The sequence below is a fragment of the Haploplasma axanthum genome (genome assembly GCF_900660745.1).
Taxonomy (GTDB): domain Bacteria; phylum Bacillota_I; class Bacilli_A; order Acholeplasmatales; family Acholeplasmataceae; genus Haploplasma; species Haploplasma axanthum.
Window position 1 is genome coordinate 310,969 of sequence record NZ_LR215048.1, and the last position, 25,240, is coordinate 336,208.

General features: G+C 26.1%; 24 protein-coding genes. 20 read left to right on the forward strand and 4 right to left on the reverse strand.

Going from position 1 to position 25,240, the window contains the following annotated elements; genetic code table 11:
• Positions 1 to 10 precede the first annotated feature (10 nt).
• From EXC62_RS01510 to EXC62_RS01520, 3 genes are all read left to right on the forward strand, one after another.
• Entirely contained in the window at positions 11 to 1,594 is a 1,584-nt protein-coding gene (locus tag EXC62_RS01510) for a PIN domain-containing protein (RefSeq protein WP_052589700.1), read from the forward strand.
• A complete protein-coding gene (locus tag EXC62_RS01515; RefSeq protein ID WP_026390121.1) occupies positions 1,569 to 1,949 on the forward strand; it encodes an ASCH domain-containing protein in 381 nt (126 codons plus the stop codon). The genes EXC62_RS01510 and EXC62_RS01515 overlap by 26 nt, the downstream gene beginning before the upstream one ends.
• Before the next feature lie 129 nt (positions 1,950 to 2,078).
• Positions 2,079 to 3,257 carry a MalY/PatB family protein gene (locus EXC62_RS01520; protein ID WP_026390120.1) on the forward strand — a complete coding sequence of 393 codons (1,179 nt, stop codon included), beginning with the start codon at positions 2,079 to 2,081 and terminating at the stop codon, positions 3,255 to 3,257.
• On the opposite strand, the gene EXC62_RS01525 is transcribed toward EXC62_RS01520, so the two are convergent.
• Positions 3,254 to 3,811 carry a pyroglutamyl-peptidase I gene (locus EXC62_RS01525; protein WP_035375570.1) on the reverse strand — a complete coding sequence of 186 codons (558 nt, stop codon included), beginning with the start codon at positions 3,809 to 3,811 and terminating at the stop codon, positions 3,254 to 3,256. The two genes, EXC62_RS01520 and EXC62_RS01525, sit on opposite strands and share 4 nt — an antisense overlap.
• A gap of 139 nt (positions 3,812 to 3,950) precedes the next feature.
• Here EXC62_RS01525 and EXC62_RS01530 point away from each other — a divergent pair, with 139 nt between their 5' ends.
• From EXC62_RS01530 to EXC62_RS01545, 4 genes are read left to right on the forward strand one after another with little or no spacing between them, the layout of a single operon-like run.
• Positions 3,951 to 5,732, forward strand: a complete 1,782-nt coding sequence (locus tag EXC62_RS01530) for an ABC transporter ATP-binding protein (RefSeq protein ID WP_052589697.1) — start codon at positions 3,951 to 3,953, stop codon at positions 5,730 to 5,732.
• Positions 5,725 to 7,482: an ABC transporter ATP-binding protein gene (locus EXC62_RS01535; RefSeq protein ID WP_052589695.1), complete on the forward strand. Its 1,758-nt coding sequence runs from the start codon at positions 5,725 to 5,727 to the stop codon at positions 7,480 to 7,482. Before EXC62_RS01530 ends, EXC62_RS01535 begins: the two co-directional genes overlap by 8 nt.
• A 33-nt stretch (positions 7,483 to 7,515) precedes the next feature.
• Entirely contained in the window at positions 7,516 to 7,770 is a 255-nt protein-coding gene (locus EXC62_RS01540; RefSeq protein WP_197724322.1) for a DUF3781 domain-containing protein, read from the forward strand.
• On the forward strand, positions 7,767 to 9,248 hold the full coding sequence (locus EXC62_RS01545) for an AP2 domain-containing protein (RefSeq protein ID WP_035375569.1): 1,482 nt from the start codon (positions 7,767 to 7,769) through the stop codon (positions 9,246 to 9,248). The genes EXC62_RS01540 and EXC62_RS01545 overlap by 4 nt, the downstream gene beginning before the upstream one ends.
• Positions 9,249 to 9,293: 45 nt before the next feature.
• On the opposite strand, the gene EXC62_RS01550 is transcribed toward EXC62_RS01545, so the two are convergent.
• Positions 9,294 to 10,604, reverse strand: coding sequence for a sensor histidine kinase (locus EXC62_RS01550; RefSeq protein WP_162140111.1), 1,311 nt, complete (start codon positions 10,602 to 10,604; stop codon positions 9,294 to 9,296).
• 110 nt (positions 10,605 to 10,714) lie between these two features.
• On the opposite strand from EXC62_RS01550, the gene EXC62_RS01555 reads away from it, so the two are divergent.
• The 7 genes from EXC62_RS01555 to EXC62_RS01585 all read left to right on the forward strand — a co-directional run bounded on the left by EXC62_RS01555 (position 10,715) and on the right by EXC62_RS01585 (position 18,033).
• Complete coding sequence (locus EXC62_RS01555) at positions 10,715 to 11,119, forward strand: RCC1 domain-containing protein (RefSeq protein ID WP_129747421.1); 405 nt, start codon at positions 10,715 to 10,717, stop codon at positions 11,117 to 11,119.
• A 39-nt stretch (positions 11,120 to 11,158) separates the two neighbouring features.
• Positions 11,159 to 11,347: an InlB B-repeat-containing protein gene (locus tag EXC62_RS01560; RefSeq protein ID WP_026390115.1), complete on the forward strand. Its 189-nt coding sequence runs from the start codon at positions 11,159 to 11,161 to the stop codon at positions 11,345 to 11,347.
• 158 nt (positions 11,348 to 11,505) lie between these two features.
• Positions 11,506 to 13,227, forward strand: coding sequence for an ABC transporter ATP-binding protein (locus tag EXC62_RS01565; RefSeq protein WP_026390114.1), 1,722 nt, complete (start codon positions 11,506 to 11,508; stop codon positions 13,225 to 13,227).
• 61 nt (positions 13,228 to 13,288) lie between these two features.
• Positions 13,289 to 13,594: an AAA family ATPase gene (locus EXC62_RS01570; RefSeq protein WP_129747423.1), complete on the forward strand. Its 306-nt coding sequence runs from the start codon at positions 13,289 to 13,291 to the stop codon at positions 13,592 to 13,594.
• Between the two features lie 53 nt (positions 13,595 to 13,647).
• Positions 13,648 to 15,066, forward strand: coding sequence for an AAA family ATPase (locus tag EXC62_RS01575; RefSeq protein WP_162849128.1), 1,419 nt, complete (start codon positions 13,648 to 13,650; stop codon positions 15,064 to 15,066).
• Positions 15,067 to 15,139: 73 nt separating this feature from the next.
• Complete coding sequence (locus EXC62_RS01580) at positions 15,140 to 15,451, forward strand: HNH endonuclease domain-containing protein (RefSeq protein WP_052589693.1); 312 nt, start codon at positions 15,140 to 15,142, stop codon at positions 15,449 to 15,451.
• 269 nt (positions 15,452 to 15,720) lie between these two features.
• A complete protein-coding gene (locus EXC62_RS01585) occupies positions 15,721 to 18,033 on the forward strand; it encodes a hypothetical protein (protein WP_026390112.1) in 2,313 nt (770 codons plus the stop codon).
• A 136-nt stretch (positions 18,034 to 18,169) separates the two neighbouring features.
• Here the strand turns inward: EXC62_RS01585 and EXC62_RS01590 are convergent, their stop codons facing one another.
• On the reverse strand, positions 18,170 to 18,970 hold the full coding sequence (locus tag EXC62_RS01590; protein ID WP_129747427.1) for a transposase: 801 nt from the start codon (positions 18,968 to 18,970) through the stop codon (positions 18,170 to 18,172).
• Positions 18,942 to 19,514, reverse strand: a complete 573-nt coding sequence (locus EXC62_RS08785; RefSeq protein WP_162849129.1) for a transposase — start codon at positions 19,512 to 19,514, stop codon at positions 18,942 to 18,944. The genes EXC62_RS01590 and EXC62_RS08785 overlap by 29 nt, the downstream gene beginning before the upstream one ends.
• A gap of 243 nt (positions 19,515 to 19,757) precedes the next feature.
• Between EXC62_RS08785 and EXC62_RS08790 the strand changes: the two genes are divergently transcribed.
• From EXC62_RS08790 to EXC62_RS01620, 6 genes are read left to right on the forward strand one after another with little or no spacing between them, the layout of a single operon-like run.
• A complete protein-coding gene (locus tag EXC62_RS08790) occupies positions 19,758 to 20,396 on the forward strand; it encodes a winged helix-turn-helix domain-containing protein (RefSeq protein WP_026390110.1) in 639 nt (212 codons plus the stop codon).
• A 3-nt stretch (positions 20,397 to 20,399) separates the two neighbouring features.
• Entirely contained in the window at positions 20,400 to 21,029 is a 630-nt protein-coding gene (locus tag EXC62_RS01600) for a sugar transferase (protein ID WP_026390109.1), read from the forward strand.
• 1 nt (position 21,030) lies between these two features.
• Positions 21,031 to 21,906, forward strand: coding sequence for an NAD-dependent epimerase/dehydratase family protein (locus EXC62_RS01605; RefSeq protein ID WP_026390108.1), 876 nt, complete (start codon positions 21,031 to 21,033; stop codon positions 21,904 to 21,906).
• Between the two features lie 2 nt (positions 21,907 to 21,908).
• Positions 21,909 to 23,120: a glycosyltransferase family 4 protein gene (locus EXC62_RS01610; RefSeq protein ID WP_162140110.1), complete on the forward strand. Its 1,212-nt coding sequence runs from the start codon at positions 21,909 to 21,911 to the stop codon at positions 23,118 to 23,120.
• A 1-nt stretch (position 23,121) separates the two neighbouring features.
• A complete protein-coding gene (locus tag EXC62_RS01615; RefSeq protein WP_035375568.1) occupies positions 23,122 to 24,117 on the forward strand; it encodes a polysaccharide biosynthesis protein in 996 nt (331 codons plus the stop codon).
• 9 nt (positions 24,118 to 24,126) lie between these two features.
• The gene (locus tag EXC62_RS01620; protein ID WP_026390106.1) at positions 24,127 to 25,239 is read left to right on the forward strand and encodes a capsular polysaccharide biosynthesis protein CapF; all 1,113 of its coding nucleotides are present in this window, start codon (positions 24,127 to 24,129) and stop codon (positions 25,237 to 25,239) included.
• Position 25,240 lies beyond the last annotated feature (1 nt).

A 25,240-nucleotide genomic window follows, 5' to 3' on the forward strand; every position in this document is an offset into this window, starting at 1 on the left:
ACTTAATGAAATGGAAACTTATTATGATAATAAATTAGTTTTAAAGTATGGTATAGTTGTTTTTAATATTGAACCAATTGTTGAAACTATCGAAAAATCAAAAATATTACTTGATATAGATATAGTAATACAGCATGAAAATGGTAATAATACAGGGTTTGAAAATAAATCACTATATAAATGGCTGGAAAAACTTAAAGTGTCAAAATTTATAGATTCGCGTAGTAGAGAAGAAATTATAAAAAACACAAAAATAAAAAAGGAACATATAGATAAATACTTTAATGCTATTATTAGCGAAAATGCAGATAAGTTTTACACTACTGTGGTAAAAAGATATTTAAGTGATTCAAATAAGTTTGTTGAGAGTATGTGTTTGTTACCATTATATAATGGTGATATCGATTATTTGATAACTAACAATGATGATATAGTTAGGCAATCAATTGATTTATATTTAAGGGATAAAGTATTTACTTTAGCAGAATTTCTTTTTAAAGTTGAAAATGATTATAAGGAATTAATTGATTATGATATTCTATCTGTTAAACTAAAAAAGTTTGAAGAAATATCAATTGAAGACATATTCTTTGATACTTTAAAAGAAGATTATAAGGAATTTGATAATTGGTATAAAAGAAAGAAAGATGAAAAAGCCTATGTTTTTGAATCGAAAAATAAGATTATGGGCTTTTTGTATTTAAAGATTGAGAATCAAAATGAAGAATATTTGGATATTGAACCAAGATTTTTACCTAAAAAAAGATTGAAAATTGGAACTTTCAAAATCAATCGAAGCGGATTTAGATTAGGAGAAAGATTTTTAAAAATTATTATTGATAATGCGATGAATAATAAGGTTGATGAGATATACGTAACTATGTTTAAGGATAAAAGAGAAGGGGTTGTGCATTTAAGAGAATTTATGAGTCACTGGGGATTTAAGTTTCACGGATATAAAGTGTCTGGAGAAATTGTTTTAGTTAAAGAAATGAGATTATATGATGAGGAAAAAGATCCAAAGTATAATTTTCCAATAATAAGAAATAATCCAAACTATTATTTTTTACCAATTGATTCAAAATATCATACTGATTTGTTCCCAGATTCAATTTTAAAGAATGAGAATATGAACTTGTATAAAGAAAATCTAGCACATCGTTATTCAATTGAAAAAATATACGTGACTGGATTATATAGTGGTCCAAAACCAGGTGATATTGTATTGATATATAGAATGGGTGAAAGATTTCCTAAAAGATATAGTTCTGTTATAACTGGATTTGCAATTGTACAAGAGATTATTAAATCAAAAAATTTAGATGAGTATTTAAAAATTTGTAGTAATAAATCAGTTTTTAGTAAGGATAACTTAAAGGTTTTATATGAGGATAAAAAATGGCAATTAATAGTTAAATTGTTAAACTATAAAACTCTTAAAAAAAAGATTAGTCTTAGTCAACTTTATAAGTTAAAAATAGTTGAAGAAAATCTCGGCCCAAGAACTTTTATGAAGATAAGTTCTAATGATTATGATAGAATAATAAAAGAAGGTTTGGTGACAGAAAATGAAAAAAATACTAATATCTATTAATCCACAATATGTTGCTAGAATACTAGATGGATCTAAAAAATATGAGTTTAGAACGAAAGCAGCAAAGCAAGACATAAATAAATTAATTATCTACTCAACATTTCCAACTAAAAAAGTAGTTGCAGAAGTAGAAATTATCGAAGTTTTAGAAATGACTCCTGAAGATTTATGGGAAGAAACAAAAACATATTCAGGAATAGAATTAGATGCATACACAAAGTATTTTGAGAATAGAAAAGTTGCTTATGCGTATAAACTAGGGAAAATAAGGAGATTTGCTGAGCCAAGAGATTTAGAATATTATGGAATTAGTTTTGCACCACAGTCTTTTGTATATATTAATGAAGGTATTTAATACCAATAAATATAAGTAATATTTGACTAAAAATAGAAGTTCTTATTAATAAGTTGGATTAAAAGCATTTAAATAATGCTTTTTTCTTTAGTTTTAAAATGATAAAATAAATGTAAAGAAGGTGTTCGAATGAATTACAATTTTAAAAGTCAAAATAGAAGTAAGTCTAATAGTTATAAATGGGAAGATCGAGAATCAAAAGATAATCTAGATAATAATTTTCCCCTTTCAGTTGCAGATGCTGATTTTCTTTTAGCACCAGAGATAAAAAATGGTATCATAAATTATTTGAAAAATGCGATTCTTGGTTATAATAAACCAAGCAGTAATTATTATAAAAGTATTATTAAGTGGATGAGTAATAATCATAATTGGCATATTGTTCAAGAAGAAATTGTTATAACTCCTGGGGTTATAAATGCTTTATATAATGCTATAGAATCATTCACTAATGTTGGCGATGGAGTAATAATTATGACTCCTGTATATCCAAGATTTAAACAAAGCATTTTAGATACAAAGAGAGAAGTTGTCACAACAAGTCTTATAGTAGAAAAGGATAGATATAAAATAGATTTTGTTGATTTGGAATTAAAAGCAAATAATCCAAATAATAAAATGCTAATATTATGTAATCCCCATAATCCGATTGGAAGAGTTTGGACTAGAGATGAGTTAGTAAAGATAAATAATATTTGTCTTAAGAATAATATATTAGTCGTTTCAGATGAGATTCATCACGATTTAATTTTGAAAGGTTTTGAACATACTGTTTTTGCTAAAATTAATCGGAATAGTATTATTTTAACTGCACCAAGTAAATCTTTCAATATTGCAGGTTTACAAGTTGGTAATGCAATAATAAAAAATGTCAGTTTGAGAGAAAAATTTGTTAAGAATATGGATATTCATGGAATTCATATGAATAACGGATTAAGTTTAATTGCTTGTGAACTTGCATATAGTAAAGCTGAAGATTGGTTAAATGAATTTATTAAAGTTATTGAAAATAACAAAAAAATCTTGAAAAAATACCTTCAAGATAATATTAAAGAAGTTAAATTATATGAGTTAGAGGGAACCTATTTAGCATGGCTTGATTTTAAAGATTTAAATCTAAGTCATGAAGAACTAAATGCTTTCTTGAAAGAAAATGCAAAGTTGTTTATGAGTGATGGATTATCATTTGGTGAAGAAGGAATTAACCATCAAAGAATGAATATTGCTATAAGTGAAGAAGTTTTATTAGATTCATTAGAAAGATTAAAAACAGCAGTAATTAAAAAACAATTAGTCGATAAAAACTAATTGTCTAAGTTCTTAATTATATTTGTAACAAAGGTAACAAGATTTTCTTTTTCAATACCAAATTTAGGGAGATGAATGAAAAGTCCTTTTGTTTTAAAATTAGATGTTTCAATATGATTAAGGGCAATATAATATGTATAATTGCATACGAATGTTCCAGCGGTATATGATATTTCAATTAATTGATTATCAATACTGCTTTTTATTTTTTGTAAGTCAAATGGCGTAAAATATGCTAATGGAGCATTATTTATAATTAATTGATCCTTTAAAGAGAAGTTATTGTTATCAGGGATTCTTGCATTAACATAGTTAATAGCAACCTTCTCTAATGAAATAGTTTTTCTATTTTGTGCTTCTCCAAGCATAATTAAATAGTCAGGCTTAATATTATTTATCAATGTTTTTATATTATCTTCATTGAAGATTGTTTTAATTGTATGTTTAACTAATTCTATATTATGAATTTTATCGTTTAGTGATAACAAAACTATTTCAGAAATATTTTCTTTTTCATTTCCAAAAGCATCAAATGCTGTAATTAATAATCTCATAGTCCACCTCTTTTAAAATATTATATCATAAAAAAGCATAGAATAAAATGGCTTTATAAGGACCTAAAACTAACTCAAGTAATACTTGATATACTTTTAAAAAAATTAATTATATACTTTTATTATCGAGGTGAGGAAGATGATTAAAAATATTATAAGACAATTTAAAGAATTAAAAAAAGAAAATAAAGGATATGTATATTTATTAATGTTTTTTGGAATACTAACAAGTTCACTAATCACTTTTATAACGATGGTGTTACCAAGAGTTATTATAAATGAAATAGAAAAAAACAATTATAATGATTTACCATTGATATTAGGAGTTGTAACATTAACGTTAATAATTACTGCATTAATAAATTATGTAAGTAATTCATATATTTATGCGTCATTTCAGGCAGTAAGATTAAAGCAGTTTGAGAAATTCAATATAAAATATATGGAGATAGATTATGAGTATATGGAAGATAGTGATTTTCATGACTATGTATCTGCATCATCAGAGGCACTATCTTCAAATAATTCAGGATATGAATATAGTTATACATTAACATATCAAATATTCTTGTATTCGATTGCTGCTATTATTGCTGGGGTTATTATTTCAAGGTTAAATGGATTGATAATATTAGCAACGTTTGTATCAATGATTGTAAGTATGTATGTTAAAAATAGAATTGCTAAAAATAAATATAATAAAAAGGATGAACTTGCTAATAAAAGAAGACAAAATGGATATTATTATGAAACGGCATATGATTTTAAATATGGAAAGGATATTCGTGTTTTTAGTTTAGAAAACAGACTTCTAAATAAATATAAAGATGCATCTAGCAATTATTTGAGTGTGATTAAGAAACTTGCTAATTTCGAACTTAAAAGTTCTTTATTAGAATTATCATCATTGTTAATACAGGACGCAGTTGGCTATTTCTTAGTAATTTATGCGTATTATCAAAATGCTATTTCACTTGCTGATGTTAGTATGTACTTAGTAGCAATAATGACTTTATCAACAGAACTTAGAAGGTTGGGCGTTTCATTAACTGAGATTAAGGAAGCGACAAGATATGTAAAAGATTTTTACGAATTTATGGATACGGATAAGTATTATCACAAAAGAGGAGAAGAAAAACCTATTAAAGAATCACTTGAAATTGTTTTTGATAATGTAAGCTTCAAATATCCTAAAACAGATAAGTACATTTTTAGAAACCTAAACTTCAAGATTAATAAAAATGAAAAACTAGCAATAGTTGGAATAAATGGAGCTGGTAAAACAACACTAGTTAAACTTATTTGTGGACTCTTTTATCCAACAGAGGGAACAATTTATATTAATGGTATTGATAGTAAAGAATTTAAAAGAGAAACATATCAAGAGATGTTTAGTATTGTATTTCAAGATTATAAGATTTTTGCAGGAAGTATTTTAGAAAATGTGATTGGAATTGATAATAGTGATGAAAGTATTGAAAAAGGTATTAATTGTTTAAAGCAAGTTGGTTTAAAAAATAAAATCGAAAGCTTACCAAATGCCTATAATCAACAATTGTTAAGAGTTATTAATGAGAACGGATTAGAACTATCTGGAGGCGAGTATCAAAAAATAGCAATCGCACGTGCATTATATAAAGAAAGTTCAATGATAATCCTTGATGAACCAACAAGCGCATTAGATGCACTTGCTGAAGCCTCAATCTATGAAGATTTTTCAAAATTAACAGAAAACAAAACATCACTATATATTTCTCATAGATTATCTAGCACAAAATTTTGTGATAATATCGCTTTGTTTGATGAAAATGGATTGGCTGAATATGGTAATCATGATGATCTATTAAAGCAAAAAGGTTTATATTATCAAATGTTTATGACTCAAGGAAAGTACTATAAGGAGGTAAGCGAAAATGCTTAAGACTTTATCAAAATTTGTCAAAATAACCTTTAAGGCATATCCTAAATATTATTTAGTTATTATGTTTAATGCTCTAGTTAATTTATTTACAATGCTAACTAATATTTACGGTATTAAATTTATACTTGAATCATTAGAATACAAGAACTATGAACAAACACTGGTTATTGCGGGTATTTTAGTTTTAATAAATGTTTTAAAGAATCTATTAGATCGTTTATTGATTAGAATAAACAAAGTAAGTAGAATGAAAATGACATTAAGACTAGATCATCTAATGGCATATAAACTTATGAATACAAAATATGAGAATCTTGAAAGTACTTACTATCTAGATCTAAAACAACGGGCAAAGTTTGCTAATGATAATCAAGGAGCACTGTTTCAATTATTAGAAGTATTTACTGTTCTTATATCAGGACTTACAAACATTACCAGTTTATTCATTATTGTTATAACATTTGATAAGATATTTATTGCTGTAATTTTAGTTGGAGCAATAATAAATGTATTAATCGTATTAGCAAGTTTAAAGAGTCAGTTGAAGTTCTATAATGAAATCATTCCAATTAATAGAAAATTTGGTTATTATATTGGAGAACTACTATCGTATAAAAATGCTAAAGAATATCGTTTCTCAAAAATGAATAAATTATTAGAAAAGCGAGAAAGTGAATTTATTAATGAAACAGATAAGTATTTTGTGAAGTTCAATTTAAAATCTAATTTATATATGTGGGCATTAGATGTAATAAATTATTTGCAATCCGGATTAACATATGGATATATTGCATATAAATCAATAATAAATAGCTTAAGTATTGGAACATTTAGTTTATATACAACGACTGTTATGAATCTTACAAAAGAGATAAGCAAACTAATTAATTCGATTTTAAGTTTAAAAAGATTAAGTTCGTATATTGAACCATTTTTAGAACTTCTAGAACTTGAAGATGAAGAAAATGAAGGAGTGTTAAATGTTAAGAGATTTGAAACAATTGAATTTAAAAATGTTAGTTTCAAATATCCAGGAACTGAAAAGTTTATCTTAAAAAATTTAAATTTTAAGATTGAAAAAGGTGAAAAAATAAGTGTGGTAGGACTAAATGGTGCGGGAAAAACAACATTAATCAAATTAGTAACAAGACTTTATAGTCCTACACAAGGTGAAATACTACTTAATGGAGTTAATATAAACATGTATGATCGAAAAAAGTATATTAGTTTTATTTCTGCTGTATTCCAAGATTATCAGTTATTTTCATATTCATTCTTAGAAAATATCACTGGTGATTTAGTAGATAATGAGGGGGCACTAAGAAGTTTAGAAGAAATTAATTTTACCGCCCATAAAGACATGCCTAAAGGATTATTATCTGAATATTCAAAGGCATACCATAAAGATGGAATCGAATTATCAGGAGGTCAGGAACAAAAGATTGCTATTGCAAGAGCATTATATAAAAAAAGTGATTTAACAATTCTTGATGAACCAACAAGTGCATTAGATCCGCTTGCCGAAGCTGCAATCTATGAAGAATTCAATAAACTAGTCAAAAATAAAACAGCAATTTATATTTCGCATAGAATGTCATCATCAGTTTTTTGTGATAAAGTATTAATAATTAATGATGGAGAATTAGAGGATTTTAAATCACATAAAGAACTAATGAAAAATAAGGAGGGTTTATATTACAAAATGTTTACTACTCAAGCAGAAAACTATCAAACTAATGATATAATTTAAATAACATATAGCATTAAGGAAGAAGTGGTAGAAGTGGATAAGAATGTTTTAATAGAAAACATAAGTAAGTTAAAGACAACAGAACTAGGAATTGCTAGGATTAAAAGGAATCTAAATTTAGATGTTGATGTTGTTTGGTATTGTAAAGATATAATTTTAAATCCCTTTAGTAGTATCGAATTAAAAGGTAAGAATTGGTATATTATGTTTAATGATGTTATAATAACGGTAAATAAAACGAGTTATACAATTATTACTTGTCATAGAATGAAAAAGGTGAATAAATGAGTTATAAAGTCTACATAAAAAATACTATAAAACAAGAAAAATCTCTTTATAAAGCAATTTCAATAGCATCACGAGAAGATAATGCATATGTTTTAAGTAATCAAGAAAGAATTGTTTATAAACAAGATGGTAAGATTTATAAAAATATCAATAATGATGGTGTTGATATAAATTCAGAAACAAAAGAGTATATTAAACTTCCGATTAATTACTATCATAGTTCAACAAAAGCATTTGACTTAGAATATCACTCAGGTGCATATAATTATATGTTTTCCAAAAATGGATATCAGAAACTTAAAACTAAAATACTTTTTAGTAAAGCTATTTATGAAGAAGCAAAAGACAGAACTAAATGGAACGCCTATATCCTTTTTAATCATAAATCAGTTGATCAATTAGATTTAGGGTTAATAGCAAATATAATTAATAATGAAGTAATATTAAGACCATGTATGTATTATATGGGTGGAAAATATCCTAAAGAATTTAAAGTCTATGAAGATATTATTATTACAAAGATGGTAAAAAATAATGATAATATATACTATGGTACTGATGATTTAGAAATTGAATTTACTAAAAGTAAAAATGGTTGGGAAATTAACTTTTTAAATTTAACAACAAAAAAAGGACATAAGATAAAAATTGAATACGAAAATATCCATGAAGGAATAAATGATGATCGATTCTTAATAGGTGTTTCATATTGTCCTATAAATAGTGTTTTATGGAATCCTGAAAATGGAGGGAGTTTTAAGAATATTATTTTTGAAAATACTATGATAAGTAATGGGACAAATGATTATGAATTTTATCCTGGATCTAAAACAATGAAAACAGGATATACGCAAGGATCTAATTGGGCATATTATAAAACTGATAAGAATAAGTTTATAATGGGCACAGATTATAAGAATACAAAAACTTTTCGATATAATAAAAATAATATTATTGGAAGAGTGTTTGGTTTTCTAACAGTTGTAAGGGCGACAAAAGAAAGAACTCCTAAAAACTCAATATATTATGAATGTAGATGTGAATGTGGAAAAACGAGATTAGTAATAGTCGATAACCTAAAGAGAGGTAATGTAACAAGATGTAGAGAGTGTGCTAAAAAAGTAGATAATTTAGGTGATTATTCGAGAAACAAGGTTTCAAATGCATTAAATGTTGAAGGTACAAATCTAGCAATAATAGTAAACAAGAGACAAAACTCTAATAATACATCGAAGCATAAAGGCGTAGTTTATGATAAAACTAGAAGAAAATGGAGAGCACAAATAGTTTTTAAGAAAAAATGCTACAATCTTGGTAGATTTAGTGATATTAAAGATGCTATTGATGCCAGAAAAAAAGCTGAGGAAGAACTATTTAATCCAATCGTTGAGAAATACGCTAGTAAAGATATTATTGTTAATGGAATTGATTATTCAAAATACGCAAAAGATATTTACGAGAAGAATTTTAAAAAGTAACTAATAAAGGTTACTTTTTTTTAATAAAAAATGAGGTATTTAACCTCATTCAATAGTTTTTGGAATTGATAATTGAATTGTAAAAATTTTTCTTTCTTTATTAACTGATGCTTGTGTGAATCCACCTTTTTTAGTAATAATCTCATTAACAATTTTTAATCCAAGACCATGTAATACTCTATCTGATTTAGTTGTCACATAATCATTGTTGTCAATTATAATTTCATTATAATAATTATTTGATATTGAAACTACTAACCAGTTATTAACGGCAGAACTTTTAATTTTAATGAATCTTTTATCAATTGGAGATTGAATTGATGCTTCTAATGCATTACTTAGAATGTTTGTGAAAACTTTCATAAGTTCTAATTGAGTGAACTTAATAGTATTAGGGAATTTCAAGTTAGAAGAAAAATTAATGTTATTTAGTATACACTTGTTTGAATAATCAAAGATAATAGCATCAACAATAAATGAATTTGATGTTTTCTCAAGAATAGGAATATTTATTTCTTGCTCTTCAGCTAATATTTCTTTTATAAAAGTTAGGGCTTCATCATTTTTAGCATTTAATACATAAGTTTGGATTGATTTTATTACACTATAGTAATCGTGTTTAAATTTAGCCATCTCAGTAATATATGATTGATACTTTTCATAATGAGTTAATTGCATATCAAGTTGCTCCTCTAATTTTACTGTATAGACTTCATTTTCAATTAACTTAATAAGATTCAAAATATTTCTTAATATGTATGAAAAAACAATTATAGACAATAAACTCGTAAAGAAGTATGTCAAAGAATACCAAAGGTTATTATCTAAAATATATCGACCTTGATTAACCATATATATAAAAGCAATTTCAATTAATGTATAGCAAGTCAAAAAGAATACTTGTTTTGGAACTGAAAATAGAAGTTTTAATCTTTCTTTTTTCAATATTAAGACAAGAGCGATCAATAATAGTAAAGATAATAAAGAAGTTATATGCGAAATAACTATTAATGCAGATGAAGAAGATATTTCTTGAATATTTTTATTAACAATTAATGAGTATGCAGAAAGGACAATTCCTCTTGATGAATAATAGTTGAATATATAGAGTGTACCTAGGAATAGAGCATCTAATAGTCTCATTCTAATACCAAAATAGAAAACTAGAATCTGAATAACTAAACTAAATGGTAGTGCATAGTCACCTAAATCGATATATACGGATATTAAAACATATGTAGCAATGATTAGAGAAGCTATAATATATTCAAACCAATGTCTTTTTCCAGTTTTAAAGTTTAACTTAAAATAGACTAATGTAATTATAAAACCAATAATAAATCCCATTGAACTCATGATATATCCATTTCCTTCATCAAGTATTTTGAAAACTTCTCTTTAACATATTTTACACGAGTGATTCCGATTGGGATCATTTTTTCATTTTTTAAGCGTAGATATGGAATTTGAATAATAAAATAAAAGAATATCAAGTTGGAGATTATCATGGAATGGCACTTCTTGAGTCAAACGAATTATATGTGTGGGGTTATAATGCTGAAGGACAATTAGGACTAGGAAATACAGTAAGATCGTTAATACCTATTGTTAATCCAAATACAGAAAGTTTAAGTATTAGTAAGATTTTTGCAGGATATTTAAGTGCTAGTGCTTTAATAACAACCGATAATAAGATATATGTATGGGGCTATAGTGCTTATGGGAGACTTGGCTTTCCAGCAAGCATGAATACTCCAAAGGAATTACCTACATCAATTAATAATGAATATAACGATATTGTTTTTGGTGATTATCATACACTTATTGGAACAAAAGAAGGATATATCTATGGGATCGGTAGTAACGCATAAAGTCAATTAGGAATTAACACAACAGGTAATTATATACCTATGTCGCTTATTAATAATCCAAGTTTTACTTTTGTAGCAAATCAAATTGCTTACGAAGGCTATAGTTTCGATCTTTATACATATGAAAAAGAAGGCTATGAGTTTAAAGGTTGGTATCTTGACAAAGATTATAACCAAGAATATTATCAAGGCTTTGGAATTCCAAATATGCTTTACGCAAGATGGTAAAAGATATATATATAATTTTTTTAGATACTAATGATTTTAGGAGAGGTTTAAAACACTTCTCTTTTTCATTGTAAAAATAGGTTATAACACTATCTTTAATTGGATTAAAAGTGTCTTTAATGTTATAATCGAATGTAATGTTTTGGAGGTAATTAATTATGATAAAATCATTTTTTGCATATTATAAACCATATAAGAAATTATTCTTTTTAGATTTCTTTTGTGCTGTTATAGTTGCAGGATTAGAAATAGTTTTTCCTGTTGTTGTTAATAAGGTAATAAGAGAGTATTTGCCTGATCAAGATTTAGTGTTAATAATTACGGCTGTATCTGCGTTAGTAGGCTTTTATATATTTAGTGCAATGTTGCAATATATTGTTACATACTTTGGTCATAAGTTAGGGCATTTAATTGAACGTGATATGAGAAAAAGATTATTTAATCATTTAACGCTTCAACCATTTACTTTTTATGATGATAGAAAAGTTGGAGAATTAATGTCTAGAATGACTACCGATTTATTTGAAATTGGAGAAGTGGCACATCATGGCCCTGAAGATATATTTATCGCCATATCAAGCCTAATTGTTACATTTGTATTAATGTTTTATGTTCATCCAATACTTGCAGTAATATCGGTTGTTTTAGTTCCTATAATTACCGTACTTATTGTTTACTTTAATAAAAGAATGACAAAAGTTAATCGTGAAATATATAATGAACTTGCTGATTTTAATTCAGGTATTGAAAGTGTAATGAGTGGGATAAGAGTTGTTAAGGCATTTAGTAATGAAGAATTTGAAAATCAAAAATTTTATAAATTAAATGAAGGATATAAAAATGCTAAATTAAAGTTTTATCAAGTTATGGGATTAAGCCATACTATTAATACTTTGTTAATAAGACTTTTAAGCTTAATAGCATTGTTAGCAAGTTCCGTTTTTTATATTAAGGGATATATAAGTGATTATTCAGATGTCATATATTTTATATTGCTAACAAATGTTTTAATTAAGCCAATTGAGAAAATGAATGCAGTGATTGAAAGTTATCCAAAGGGAATCGCTGGATTTAAAAGATATCAAGAGTTATTAAGTATTAAACCATCAATAGTTGATAAAACTAATGCAGAAGAACTTAATAATGTTTTAGGAAATATTGAATACAAAAATGTTTCATTCTCTTATGGTGAAGAAAAAGAAGTTTTAAGTAAAATAAACTTTAAGATAAAAGCTGGAGAAACGATTGCTTTTGTTGGTCCATCAGGTGGTGGTAAAAGCACACTGTGTAACTTATTACCAAGATTCTATGACATAACGGGTGGAGATATATTAATTGATTCTAAATCAATACAAGATGTTACGCTAAAGTCATTAAGGGAAAATATTGGAATTGTTCAACAAGAAGTCTTTATATTTAATGGTTCATTAAGAGATAACATTAAATATGGGAAGTTAGATGCAACTGAAGAAGAAATTCTTAAAGCTGCAAAATATGCTCAATTAGATGAAGTTATTAAAGATTTAGAATTTGGATTGGATACAATTCTAGGAGATCGTGGTATTAAGTTATCTGGAGGTCAAAGACAAAGACTTTCAATAGCGAGAATGTTCCTTAAAAACCCACCTATTTTAATTCTAGATGAAGCGACTAGTGCACTTGATTCAACTACCGAAATGTTAATTCAAGAATCTCTTGAAAAGCTATCAAAAGGAAGAACAACATTGGTGATTGCTCATAGACTATCAACAATTAAAAATGCTGATAGAATTTTTGTAATAACTAAAAAAGGCATATTAGAGTCTGGAACACATAAAGAGTTATTAAATAATAATGGGATGTATGCTAAACTTTATAATATGCAGTTTGATATCTCATAGCACTAAAGATACAAAAGAGATTGTAATAATATGTCAAATTTAAAATAAAGGGGATAAAATAATGAGAATAAAAGAAATTGAAATAGAAAAGTATAAATCTATAAAAGAAAAACAAAAAATTGATTTCACATCACAACTTATTATTTTTGTTGGTAAGAATGGAAGTGGAAAAACAAATATACTTGATGCGATTCACACTATTTTTTCTGTTGAAAACTCTGATTTGAGAAAGTATCTAGATTATAAGTTCTACATAGAAGTAGGCGATAAAGATATTGAAAAAAATAGTAGTCTTAAAAAAACGAAGTTATTGAAGCATATGCATCAAAAGATAATAAAAGTGTATATAAAAATATTAATAAAATAAAATCACCAATGTTAATTAATATCATTGAGAAAACCGAGAATTCTATTTATAGTTTGTCAAAGCAATTGAAAGTAGAACTTGAAAAATATAATGATTTTATAAATAAATTTAATTCGAAAATACATGGGAAAGATTTTTTTAATTTTGATATGAAATATACATCTGATAATATTGAGAATTCAACAAATTATTACCATTTTTTTGAGAATCTACATAATAAAAATGATCAAATGATAAAGGAACTAGAGATAAATATTAAGGATATTAGACAAAATGATGAACTGACATTTAAAGATTATTTTTTCTCTAATAATACATTTAATCATGATAAAGAATATAAGTTGATATATAAAAAACCTAGAATTACATCATTTGAAGAAAAGTATATAAAAATAGATGAAAAAGGTATTATTGATGAAATTGAAAAGATTAATATTAAAACAACGAAGTATAGAGATAAAATAAAAGAATTATTTGACAAGTTTGATCAAGAAATCTCAATTTTAAGAAGTATTATTTATATTGATGAAGAAAGTAAAGGGGAAAATGATAATAATTATTTTTCTATATTAAGAGAAATTTTTAGTATATGTAATCCGAAAATATATTACTTGAGTAATGATAATAATGAATTATTCTTTAAAAAAGATTATAGGAGATATAATAGTACGATTGATGAGAAAAGGATAATTGAAACATTTATAAGATACAGATATAGTGATAGAGAGATGAGTGAGATAAATCAGAAAATAAATAAGGGTAATTTTTTGATAGACAAAGAGGAATTATCAGTTAATTTGGAAAAATATATTAATGAAAACTTACCTGAATATGAAAAAAATATAAAGATTAAAGTCGATAAAAATTTGGTATTTTCTATAATTGAAGAAACTGGTGAAATAATACCGTTTAGTGAAACAAATACAGGTAGAAAATGGTTCATAACATATTTTTTTATAAAAAGTTGTTTAAGAGAAGGCGATATTTTAATAATGGATGAACCAGCAAATTATTTGCATCCTGAAGCACAAATTCAAGTCTTAAGTGAAGTAGAGAAACTTTCTAAAAAAAATAAGATTATAATGACAACTCATAGTCCATATATGATTAGTCCTATAGCTCTTGTTTATTATGTTGAGATGAGCACAAATGGAACTAGAATAATAGAGAAAGAGAATAATCAGTTTAATTTGATTCACGACGGTTTAGGAGTTCCTAAGACAAAACTTTTTATTGCAGATTTATTATTGAATAATAATTTAGATACTCTTGATGAAATAGCAAAAAAATTAAACATTTATTTTAAAGAAAAAGGAATTAAACAAAGTGAGATAGCAAATGATTATGGTTCTGATATTAGAACAATTAATAGAAAATTAAATAAACGATCGAATTTGTCCTATGACGATATTAGGTGGTTTTGTGAAAAGTATGATATAGATATAATTAGCCTATTATCTAAGCCTTTATAACTCAATTTATGTCCTTTTAAAAATTATTTTTTTTCTGTAAAATGTATGTATAGTTTAAAAAAGGAGATTAGCCATGAAAAAAAATATTAGAAAAATTTGGGAAGAAAAGTATGGTGAAAGGAATGAGGTGACTGATTACTCAGGAAGGGTAATGAAAAAGAATAGTATTGGAAATTCAAAGTGTTTTTTTGAACCAACTATAGATCATATACGGCCATTATCACTTGGAGGAAAAGACGTTATTGGTAACATAGTTATTTGTAGTAGACTTACTAACCAAGAAAAAGCTGATAAATTTAATACTTGGAATGTTAATAATAGGAACTTTCAAGCAAAACGTGTTAAAGGTAGTCGAGATGCATACAAAATAGAAGAAATAGTATAACATATACGTTAAGAGAGACTAAACATCCTAGAAAACCTCAAAGTGGATGATTTTATTATAATCTACTTTTACTTTAGTGATTAATCATTATAGAAATATAATTTTTTATATATTTGAAGATAAACAAAACATATCTAAATATATTCGACTGTTTTTATAGACACAATTAAAATGCTGTGTATGAGGTATTATAGACAATAAAACAAATTAAGAAAATTGAATATGAAATAAATATGTTATAATTAAATAAAAAGGAGATAAAAATTGATATGAAAAGAAGATCTTATGTCGCTCTTTTTATAATTACAGTATTTGTTTTGGTTGGATGTAAAAAACAAGAGATAAGTATGTATGCTAATGGAAAAGAGTTTGATAAAAGTTTCGAATCAAATGAAAATGTTGAATTAACTTGGTCATTTAAAGGCGAAGTAAAAATTAACAATGAGATAATTGAGAGTGGGTATACACTTACAAAAGATGGTGAGTATGAACTTGTCTATGGAAATAAGAACATTGAGAAAACGGTAAATATAACAATTAATAAAGAAAAAACGAAACTGTTTTTAAATGGGAAAGAAATAAATAACGAGTACTTGTCTAATGAAGAAATAAGAGTATCATGGGTAGGTATAATGGAATATGTTAAATTAGATGGGGTTGATATTAATCAAAATTATTTAATTGAAAATGATGGTGAATATCAATTAGAATATAAAGATTCCACAATTAAAACTATAAAAGTAATAAAAAATTCTGAAGATATTTTAATTTCTATAAATGGTAGTGTAACGAATGATAATAGTCAAACAAAAGATGATGTTACAATAACATGGACTTTTTTAGGAGAAGTTCAAGTTAATGGCGTTCAAATTGAAAAAGGTCATGTTTTAAATGAAAATGGGGAATACAAGATTACCTATGGAAATGGAAAAATAAAAAAAAATATTATAATAGTTATTAATAAAGAAGAGCCTAAAATTTTAATAAATGGAAAAACTGTAAGTGAAGAATATTTAACAAATGAAGAAGTTCGAATTTCATGGACAGGAATTATTAAATATATTAAGATTAACGATGAAATAATTGAACAAAATCATTTAATAACAACTGATGGAGAGTATATAATTAAGTATTACATAGATGAAGAAAAAGAATTGCTTATTAATAAAAATAGTGTACAACCCGAAATTAGTTTTTTTGATATTAATGGTAATATTATTGAAGATATAGAAAATAATAATATGACTTTTACAATTAATACAAATCCAAACGTTAATATAAGTGTAAATGGTGAAAATATTTTTGTAAATCAAAGGTTTTACGATATAGGTAAATATAATGTTGTTGTTGAAGATAAATTTGGAAACAGTAATTTAAAATCAATATTCATAAATGATTTGTATGAAAAGAGTAATTATAATATGGTATATACATATGCAACATTACCAACACTTTATGCAACATTAGATATTGTTAAAAATGATCATCCTGGATTTATGTGGTACGGAAGAACTGGAACAATTTCAGAAAGTGAATTGCGTAATAGTAATCAAAATATAGTTTTTTCAGGCCACACCGGAGATCCAGCTAGTTTGAAAAATAAAGCAATCAGATCAGAAGGGCATGAATATATAAAAAATGTTCTAAAGGAAGATAAAAATGCATTTTTCAATTTATATGTTGATGATTTTAGACACTGGGTTGAATTTGCACTTTTTGATGAAATAGGTATTGGAAGTAATAGATATGAAGTTATATATATTTCTGATGGAACATATACATACACTAAAAAATATAGTTTTATGCAAGGTTCAAATGATTATAATACGTTTTTAAATTTAATAAAGGATAGAAGAGAATTATCTGAAAACTTGAAATCAAACATATTAAATATAAGTGAAAGTGGCGATTATTTAGGAGAGACAATCGATCATTATGATGATTATATTTTAATAGGAACAATGAATTCTAATATACATTATTGGATGCAGTATCCTGAGTTTATGCCAAAATTGGATAGTAATATAAGCAATAACATGAAGTATGCAAATATTGAAGAAGTATTGCCTGAAAATTTATACTCTAAATTGGATTCTGCTGAAAAAGAAATATTTTTAAAGATTATTGGTTTAGATAAAGCTGTATTTGACGAAGAATATTTCTCGGATACCACTAAGAAATACTTAGTAATAACAGGAACAAACCCACCTGATGGAAAATTAGGGGAAGCAAATTTTATAAATATGTTAGATCAAGTAATTGAACTTTATAGTGATGAGTATAATTTCGTTTTCAAACCTCATCCAAGTGGTATACCAACTACTATATACTATCCAAGTGTATATGATAAGTTAGTTCAAGAAAATATAAAAATATTGCCAGGAAGATTGCCAATGGAAGTTCTTACATGGGTTTATCCTGAATTTGCTTTAGGTGGCTTTAATAGTTCATTGTATATGTCTGCCCCTAAAGGTAATACACTATTCTTCTTTACGATAAATGAAACAACGTTGATTAGTCCAATAAAAGAATTGTATAGTCTATTATTTAGTAATGCGGTATTTATTCAACCTAAACCATAAATAGCAATAAAACACAAATTTTTATGGTCCTAAGAAATAAGTTGGGGTTTTGAAAAAAATACCTAAGAAATATTCTGGGGTCAACAAATAAAGGGAGAGATTTTCATTTCTCCCTTTTTGCACACTATATGTATTATTATTCAGGTATTTTTAATGCCACATCTTTATTAATAGAATAAATTATTCTAGCCCTTAGTCTTTTGAAACTTTTTATACCATTACTAGTCTTTATAATAGTCTTAATTCTAGAATTAGTTCCTTCAATTGGACCATTAGATAATCGTTTCTTATTATCAGTTATGATAAATGAATTAACAATTTCCTCTTTCCAATTACTTAACATCTTACCAAAAGATCTAATATCCTCTAAACGATGATTTCGATATTTATGAATTAAATCATCTAATTGTTCCGCTGCATTATCATAAGTAGCATTACGATTAAATGAACGATAATCTTCTTTTAAGTTATACATTTCTTTTAAATCATTATCAATTGAAAGTAAGAAATCTTTAATAACAGATTTACTTAAAGATATCTTAAACTTATGTATTGGTATTAAACCATTATAAATATTATCATATTCCTTAGTAAAGAAATAATGAAACTTCTTTAACATATAATACTTATCATTTTTATAAGTTTTAAATTCTTTAATACCAGCATATCTATTCATAACTTTAATTCTAAACTTATTAACATAATCATTAATAGTTTTAATAACATGAAATGAATCAACAGCTATTTTAGTATTAGGAAGAACTTTAGTAACGACATCACGATAAGGCTCCAACATGTCGATTATAACGGCTTTAACACTATCTAATTCAGTATGTTTAATACTAGAAAGATATTGGAATAAATAGTTTTTATGTCTAGTTTTTAAAACATCAATAATACGTTTAGTTTTAAAGTCTAGAAGTAGACAAGCATATATGTCTAGTTTTTAAAACATCAATAATACGTTTAGTTTTAAAGTCTAGAAGTAGACAAGCATAAGGATGTTTACTTCTTTTAGAAACATGGAATTCATCAACACATAAATATTTAGGTAATCTATTTCTATCTGGACTAACATATTGATCAAATATATTAACGACAGTCTTAGAAGTTACATTAAATAAATTAGCAGTACTAGTAAAAGTATTACTAGGATTCTTTAGATGTTCAAGTATAGATAATTTAGTATAATGACTTATCTTATCTTTTTTAATAGTAAATGGATCATTTTCAAAGAAACGTTTGTTACAAATCTTACATCGATATCTACGATGTTTTAAAATGATAAAGATTTTTCTATTTGTAGAAATACTATGTTTAATTCTTTTATCAACATAATCATGAACAGTATAATCTTTAGAAGTACATATAGGACATTCAAGATTATTTTGTTTAAGAAGTTTAATATAAAAGATAGCTTCATTTCCACTAGATGTTGAATCAATTTTATCAATAATATTACGTATATCTTCAATTTCCAAAAGTTTTATGATATTATCATACAGGAAAGACCTCCTTTTATTTATAGTGTGCAAATCTATAATAACATAGAAGGTCTTTCTTTCTTTTTTATAAGCCCAAGATATTTCTTAGGTATACGTCTACCCCAACCTATTACTGATAACTATTTTTATTTGTGTTTTTTATTAATGAAAAGTTTATATGCGAATTACAATATGTGATATAATATATTTGTTCTTAAAACAAACAATTGAGGTGATGTAATGTCTTTAAATGAATTTTTTAATCCTACTCCACTATATAAGGAGTATTTAGTACTTGATTTAATCGATAAAGATAAAAACATCACTCAACGTGAGATTAGTAAAACGGTTGGTATCTCATTATCAATGGTTAATCAATACTTAGATGAGTATGAGAACAAGGGATATATTATAAGAGAATATAAATCAACAAAGGTTGTTAAATATTTAATAACAGAAAAAGGTAAAGAAAGAAAAAGAGTTTTGAATATTGGATATTTAAGTGCTACTCAAAGATTATATAAATCTGCAAAAGAAGAAACAACAACATTTATAAATCAAATAATAGAAAAAGGATTTAAAAATATTATCTTTTATGGTGCTGGAGAAGTAGCTGAAATATTCTTACAAACTATTAATGACAATAATTCTATACCGATTAACGTTGTTGGTGTTGTTGATGACGATTTATCGAAAGTTGGAAAGAAAATAGTTAATACTACTATCAAAGATAATAGTATTGTTAATAACATTAAACATGATGGTGTGCTAATAGCAAGCTATACTAATCATGATCAAATATATAAGAAACTTATCAGTTTAGGATATCCTAAAAACAAAATATTATATTTCTTTAATGAAACAAAGAGTGAGGAATAGTTTATGTACTTATTTATAAAAAAAATACTTGATCATTTAATTGCTTTTATAGGTTTTATTGTATTATTACCAATTTTTTTAATATTAATAATTCTTATTAAATTAGATTCTAAAGGACCAGTTTTCTTTAAACAAAGAAGAGTTGGTAAAAATAAAAAACTTTTCAATATTCTAAAATTTAGAACAATGAGAATAGATACACCAAAAGATACACCAACACATCTTTTAGAGAACCCCGATCAATGGATAACAAAGATGGGTAAATTTTTAAGAAAAACAAGTTTAGATGAACTACCACAAATAATCAATATTCTAAAAGGCGATATGTCAATTGTTGGTCCAAGACCGGCATTATGGAATCAATCCGATTTAATCGAAGAACGTGATAAATATAATGTCCATGATTTGTACCCAGGATTAACAGGATATGCACAGATTAAAGGTAGAGATGAATTGCCAATTAAAGAAAAAGCTAAATTAGATGGTTACTATAGAAATCATGTTGGATTATGGTTAGATATAAAAATATTTTTTGGAACAATAGTAAGTGTATTTAAATCAGATGGTGTAGTTGAAGGTGGAACAGGAACTTTAGAAAAAAAAGAACTTGATAAGCCAAAAGAGGATGAGTAATATGAAGAAAGTATTGATTACAGGGGCAAATAGTTATATTGGAACAAATGTTGAAAAATGGCTCTTAAAAGATAAAGAAAAATATCAAGTTGAAACATTAGATATGAAAGATCCTAATTGGAAGAATTTTGATTTTAGTAAGTTTGATGTTGTGTTTCATGTAGCAGGAATTGCTCATGTTTCAAAGGATAAGAAGTTAGATGATTTATATTATAAAGTTAATCGTGATTTAGCAATTGAAACTGCTCTAAAAGCAAAACAATCAAAAGTTAAACAATTTATTTTTATGAGTAGTATGATTATTTATGGTAAAGATAATAAGATTGGTAAATATAATCATGTAAATGTTAACAATTATAATCCGATAAATGCTTATGGACAAAGTAAACTTGATGCTGATTTAGAAATTCAAAAATTAAATGATAGTTCTTTTCTTACAAGTATTATTAGAACGCCTGTTGTCTATGGGCCTGGAGCTAAAGGAAATTTTCCTAGACTACAAAAACTTGCTTTAAAGTTACCAATTATACCAAATATAAATAACCAAAGAAGTATGATATATATTGATAACTTAGCTAATTTTGTAAAGATATTGATAGATAAAAAATTAGAAGGTGTTTTTTATCCGCAAAACGAAAAATATTTATCTACATTTGAAATAATGAAACAAACAAAACTTTCAGTAGGTAAAAAAGTGCGAAGTACTAAACTATTTAATTGGTTGATAAAATTATTTTCAATCTTTATTCCAACAGTTAATAAAGTGTATGGCAATAAAACATATGACATTGGATTAGCAAATCATGATTTGAATTACGTAGTTGTTAATAACGAAGAATCAATTATAAAAACAGCAGTTCAACAAAGGAATCAATAACTATGGGAAAGCATATACTTGTTATATCACAATACTTTTATCCTGAAAACTTTAGAATTAATGATATGTGTATAGAATGGGTTAAAAGAGGATACAAAGTTACAGTTGTTACTGGAATTCCCAATTACCCTCAAGGAAAATTTTATAAAGGATATGGATTATTCAAGAAAAGAAAAGAAATATATAAAGGCGTTGAAATAGTAAGATTACCGATATTCTCAAGAGGAAAAGGAAAAATAAAACTAGCGTTGAATTATTTTTCATTTGTATTATCAGGATGGTTTTGGAAGGTATTTACTAAGATAAAACCGGATTTAGTATTTATTTTTGAAGTATCACCAATGACTCAAGCATTACCTGGAGTATGGCTTGCTAATAGAAGAAAGATTCCTTGTTATTTATATGTTCAAGATTTATGGCCAGAAAATCTTCAAATTGTTGGAGGAATTAATAACAAACATATTTTAAAACGTGTTGGTAAAATGGTTGATAAAATCTATAGTAAGTCTACTAAAATTTTGGTAACATCAAATAGTTTTAAAGATTCAATTGAAAAACGTGGTGTTAATCCAGAGAAAGTTGTTTATTGGCCACAGTATGCTGAGGATTTCTATATTCCAAGTGAAAAAGCAAAGGAAAGAAGTGAAGTTTTCAAAGTTATTTTTACAGGAAATATAGGTAAAGCACAAGGATTAGAAATACTTCCAAAAGTATCAAAGAAACTTAAGGAAAATGGCTATGAGGAAAAGATTAAGTTTATAATTGTTGGTGATGGGCGAAATAAAGAAAGCTTAGTTTTAGATATTGAGACTCAAAACGTTGAAAGTATGTTTGAATTTCTTGGGCATAGAAAACCAGCTGAAATACCCAACTTACTTTATGAAGCTGATACGGCATTCTTAAGCTTTAGTGATAATGAACTTTTCAAAATGACTTTACCAGCTAAGTTGCAAACATATATGGCATGTGGCAAGCCTATTCTTGCAGTTGCCTCTGGAGAAACAGAAAATATTATTAATGAAGCGGTTTGCGGTTTTGTGTCTAAACCAGCTGATATTGATGCATTATACGATAATATTATTAAAATGATGAATTTAAAACATTCTGATTTAGAAAAACTATCAATTAATGCAAGTGAATTTGCTAAAAAAAGTTTTGATAAAAAAGATTTAATGGACAAATTTGATGAATATATATATGAAGGAGTATTATGAGATGTTTAAAAATAAAATATTAGTTATAACTGGTGGAACAGGATCATTTGGTAATGCAGTTGTTGAAAGATTTTTATCAACAGATATTAAAGAAATCAGAGTTGTTTCACGAGATGAAAAGAAACAAGAAGATATGAGAAAGCATTATAATAATGATAAACTTAAATTTTACATAGGAGATGTTAGAGATTATAATTCTATTGAAGGTGCTTTTATAGGTGCTGATTATGTTTTTCACGCAGCAGCATTAAAACAAGTTCCTTCGTGTGAGTTTTATCCTATTGAAGCAGTTAAAACAAACATATTAGGAAGTGACAATGTTATAACTGCATGTATAAAAAATTCAGTTAAGAAAGCAATATTCCTATCAACTGATAAAGCTGCATACCCGATAAATGCAATGGGAATGAGTAAAGCGATGATGGAAAAGAATGTTATTGCAAGATCTAGACAATTAAGAGATGGAGATACAATATTGTGTTTAACGAGATATGGTAATGTAATGGCATCTCGTGGATCAGTTATTCCATTATTCTTAGATCAAATTAAAGAAGGAAAACCAATTACTATTACTAATCCCGAAATGACAAGATTTATGATGACTCTTGAAGATGCAGTTGATTTAGTTTTATATGCATTTGAACATGGAGAACAAGGTGATTTATTTGTTCAAAAAGCACCTGCTGCAACAATTGATGTTCTTGCAAAAGCAGTTTTAGAATTGAAAAATGCTGAAACGCAACCTGTTTATATTGGAACAAGACATGGTGAAAAACTGTATGAAGTTTTAGTTACACAGGAAGAAATGGTAAAAGCAATTGATCTTCCAGGATTCTTTAAAATTCCAGCAGATAATAGAAACTTAAACTATGATAAGTTTATTACAAAAGGAATTGAAGAAATAAAGGAAGTTGAATCTTATCATTCACATAATACAGGAAGATTAGATGTTGAAGGCATGAAAAAATTGTTGATGAAGTTAGATTTATTTAAATAGGGGAGTATTATGAGAATATTAGTTACTGGGGCAAAAGGGTTTATTGGAAAAAATCTGATTGCTGAACTTAAAAATCGTGGATATAATGAAATTTATGAATATGATCTTGATTCAAGTATTAACGATTTAGAATACTACGCTAAAAATTGTGAATTTGTATTCCATTTAGCAGGCGTAAACAGACCTAAAGATATAAAAGAGTTTGCTGAAGGTAATTTTGGTTTTACATCACTTCTTTTAGAAAACTTAAAAAGACATGACAATAAATCTCCAATTATGTTGTCATCTTCAATACAAGCTGAGTTAGATAATCCTTATGGGAAAAGTAAAAAAGCTGGTGAAGATTTATTAATTAATTATGGAATGAAAAATGATATTGATGTATATGTGTATAGATTTCCTAACGTTTTTGGAAAATGGTGTAGACCAAACTATAATAGTGTAATAGCAACTTTTTCATATAATATAGCGAATAATAAAGAAATTACCATAAATGATCCGAACGTTGTTTTAAATTTAGTATATATTGATGATGTAGTTAATAATCTGATAGGGTTATTAAATGGGCAAAGTAGTTCAAATAAAAATGAGTTTTGTCAAGTGTCACCAGTTTATGAGAAAAAACTAGGAGAGATAGCAAATCTTCTTTATTCTTTTAAAGAAAGCAGAAAGAATAAAAATATATCTAATATGGCTGATGAATTTACTAAGAAATTATATTCAAATTATCTAACATATTTACCAAATGATGGGTTTTCATATGATCTAAAGATGAATGTTGATAATAGGGGATCATTTACAGAGTTTGTTAAAACTCCAGATAGAGGACAAGTATCTGTAAATATATCAAAACCGGGTATTACTAAAGGTAATCATTGGCATCACAGTAAAAACGAAAAGTTTTTAGTTGTTAGTGGTACAGGTGTTATTAGATTCAGAAAAATTGATGAAGAAAAAGTTTATGAATATTATGTAAGTGGTGAAAAATTAGAAGTTGTTGATATTCCACCAGGATATACGCATAATATTGAAAATTTAGGAAATAATGATATGGTAACTATTATGTGGGCAAATGAATCATTTGATCCAGATAATCCAGATACTTATTATGTGGAGGTATAAA

Coding starts and splice junctions, on each gene's coding strand:
- EXC62_RS01605 (WP_026390108.1), top strand. CDS start 21,031: ATGAAGAAAGTATTGATTACAGGGGCAAATAGTTATATTGGAACAAAT.
- EXC62_RS01515 (WP_026390121.1), top strand. CDS start 1,569: ATGAAAAAAATACTAATATCTATTAATCCACAATATGTTGCTAGAATA.
- EXC62_RS01585 (WP_026390112.1), top strand. CDS start 15,721: ATGAAAAGAAGATCTTATGTCGCTCTTTTTATAATTACAGTATTTGTT.
- EXC62_RS08790 (WP_026390110.1), top strand. CDS start 19,758: ATGTCTTTAAATGAATTTTTTAATCCTACTCCACTATATAAGGAGTAT.
- EXC62_RS01610 (WP_162140110.1), top strand. CDS start 21,909: ATGGGAAAGCATATACTTGTTATATCACAATACTTTTATCCTGAAAAC.
- EXC62_RS01550 (WP_162140111.1), bottom strand. CDS start 10,604: ATGAGTTCAATGGGATTTATTATTGGTTTTATAATTACATTAGTCTAT.
- EXC62_RS01565 (WP_026390114.1), top strand. CDS start 11,506: ATGATAAAATCATTTTTTGCATATTATAAACCATATAAGAAATTATTC.
- EXC62_RS01615 (WP_035375568.1), top strand. CDS start 23,122: ATGTTTAAAAATAAAATATTAGTTATAACTGGTGGAACAGGATCATTT.
- EXC62_RS01560 (WP_026390115.1), top strand. CDS start 11,159: ATGTCGCTTATTAATAATCCAAGTTTTACTTTTGTAGCAAATCAAATT.
- EXC62_RS01545 (WP_035375569.1), top strand. CDS start 7,767: ATGAGTTATAAAGTCTACATAAAAAATACTATAAAACAAGAAAAATCT.
- EXC62_RS01520 (WP_026390120.1), top strand. CDS start 2,079: ATGAATTACAATTTTAAAAGTCAAAATAGAAGTAAGTCTAATAGTTAT.
- EXC62_RS01530 (WP_052589697.1), top strand. CDS start 3,951: ATGATTAAAAATATTATAAGACAATTTAAAGAATTAAAAAAAGAAAAT.
- EXC62_RS01510 (WP_052589700.1), top strand. CDS start 11: ATGGAAACTTATTATGATAATAAATTAGTTTTAAAGTATGGTATAGTT.
- EXC62_RS01580 (WP_052589693.1), top strand. CDS start 15,140: ATGAAAAAAAATATTAGAAAAATTTGGGAAGAAAAGTATGGTGAAAGG.
- EXC62_RS01570 (WP_129747423.1), top strand. CDS start 13,289: ATGAGAATAAAAGAAATTGAAATAGAAAAGTATAAATCTATAAAAGAA.
- EXC62_RS01525 (WP_035375570.1), bottom strand. CDS start 3,811: ATGAGATTATTAATTACAGCATTTGATGCTTTTGGAAATGAAAAAGAA.
- EXC62_RS01620 (WP_026390106.1), top strand. CDS start 24,127: ATGAGAATATTAGTTACTGGGGCAAAAGGGTTTATTGGAAAAAATCTG.
- EXC62_RS01535 (WP_052589695.1), top strand. CDS start 5,725: ATGCTTAAGACTTTATCAAAATTTGTCAAAATAACCTTTAAGGCATAT.
- EXC62_RS01600 (WP_026390109.1), top strand. CDS start 20,400: ATGTACTTATTTATAAAAAAAATACTTGATCATTTAATTGCTTTTATA.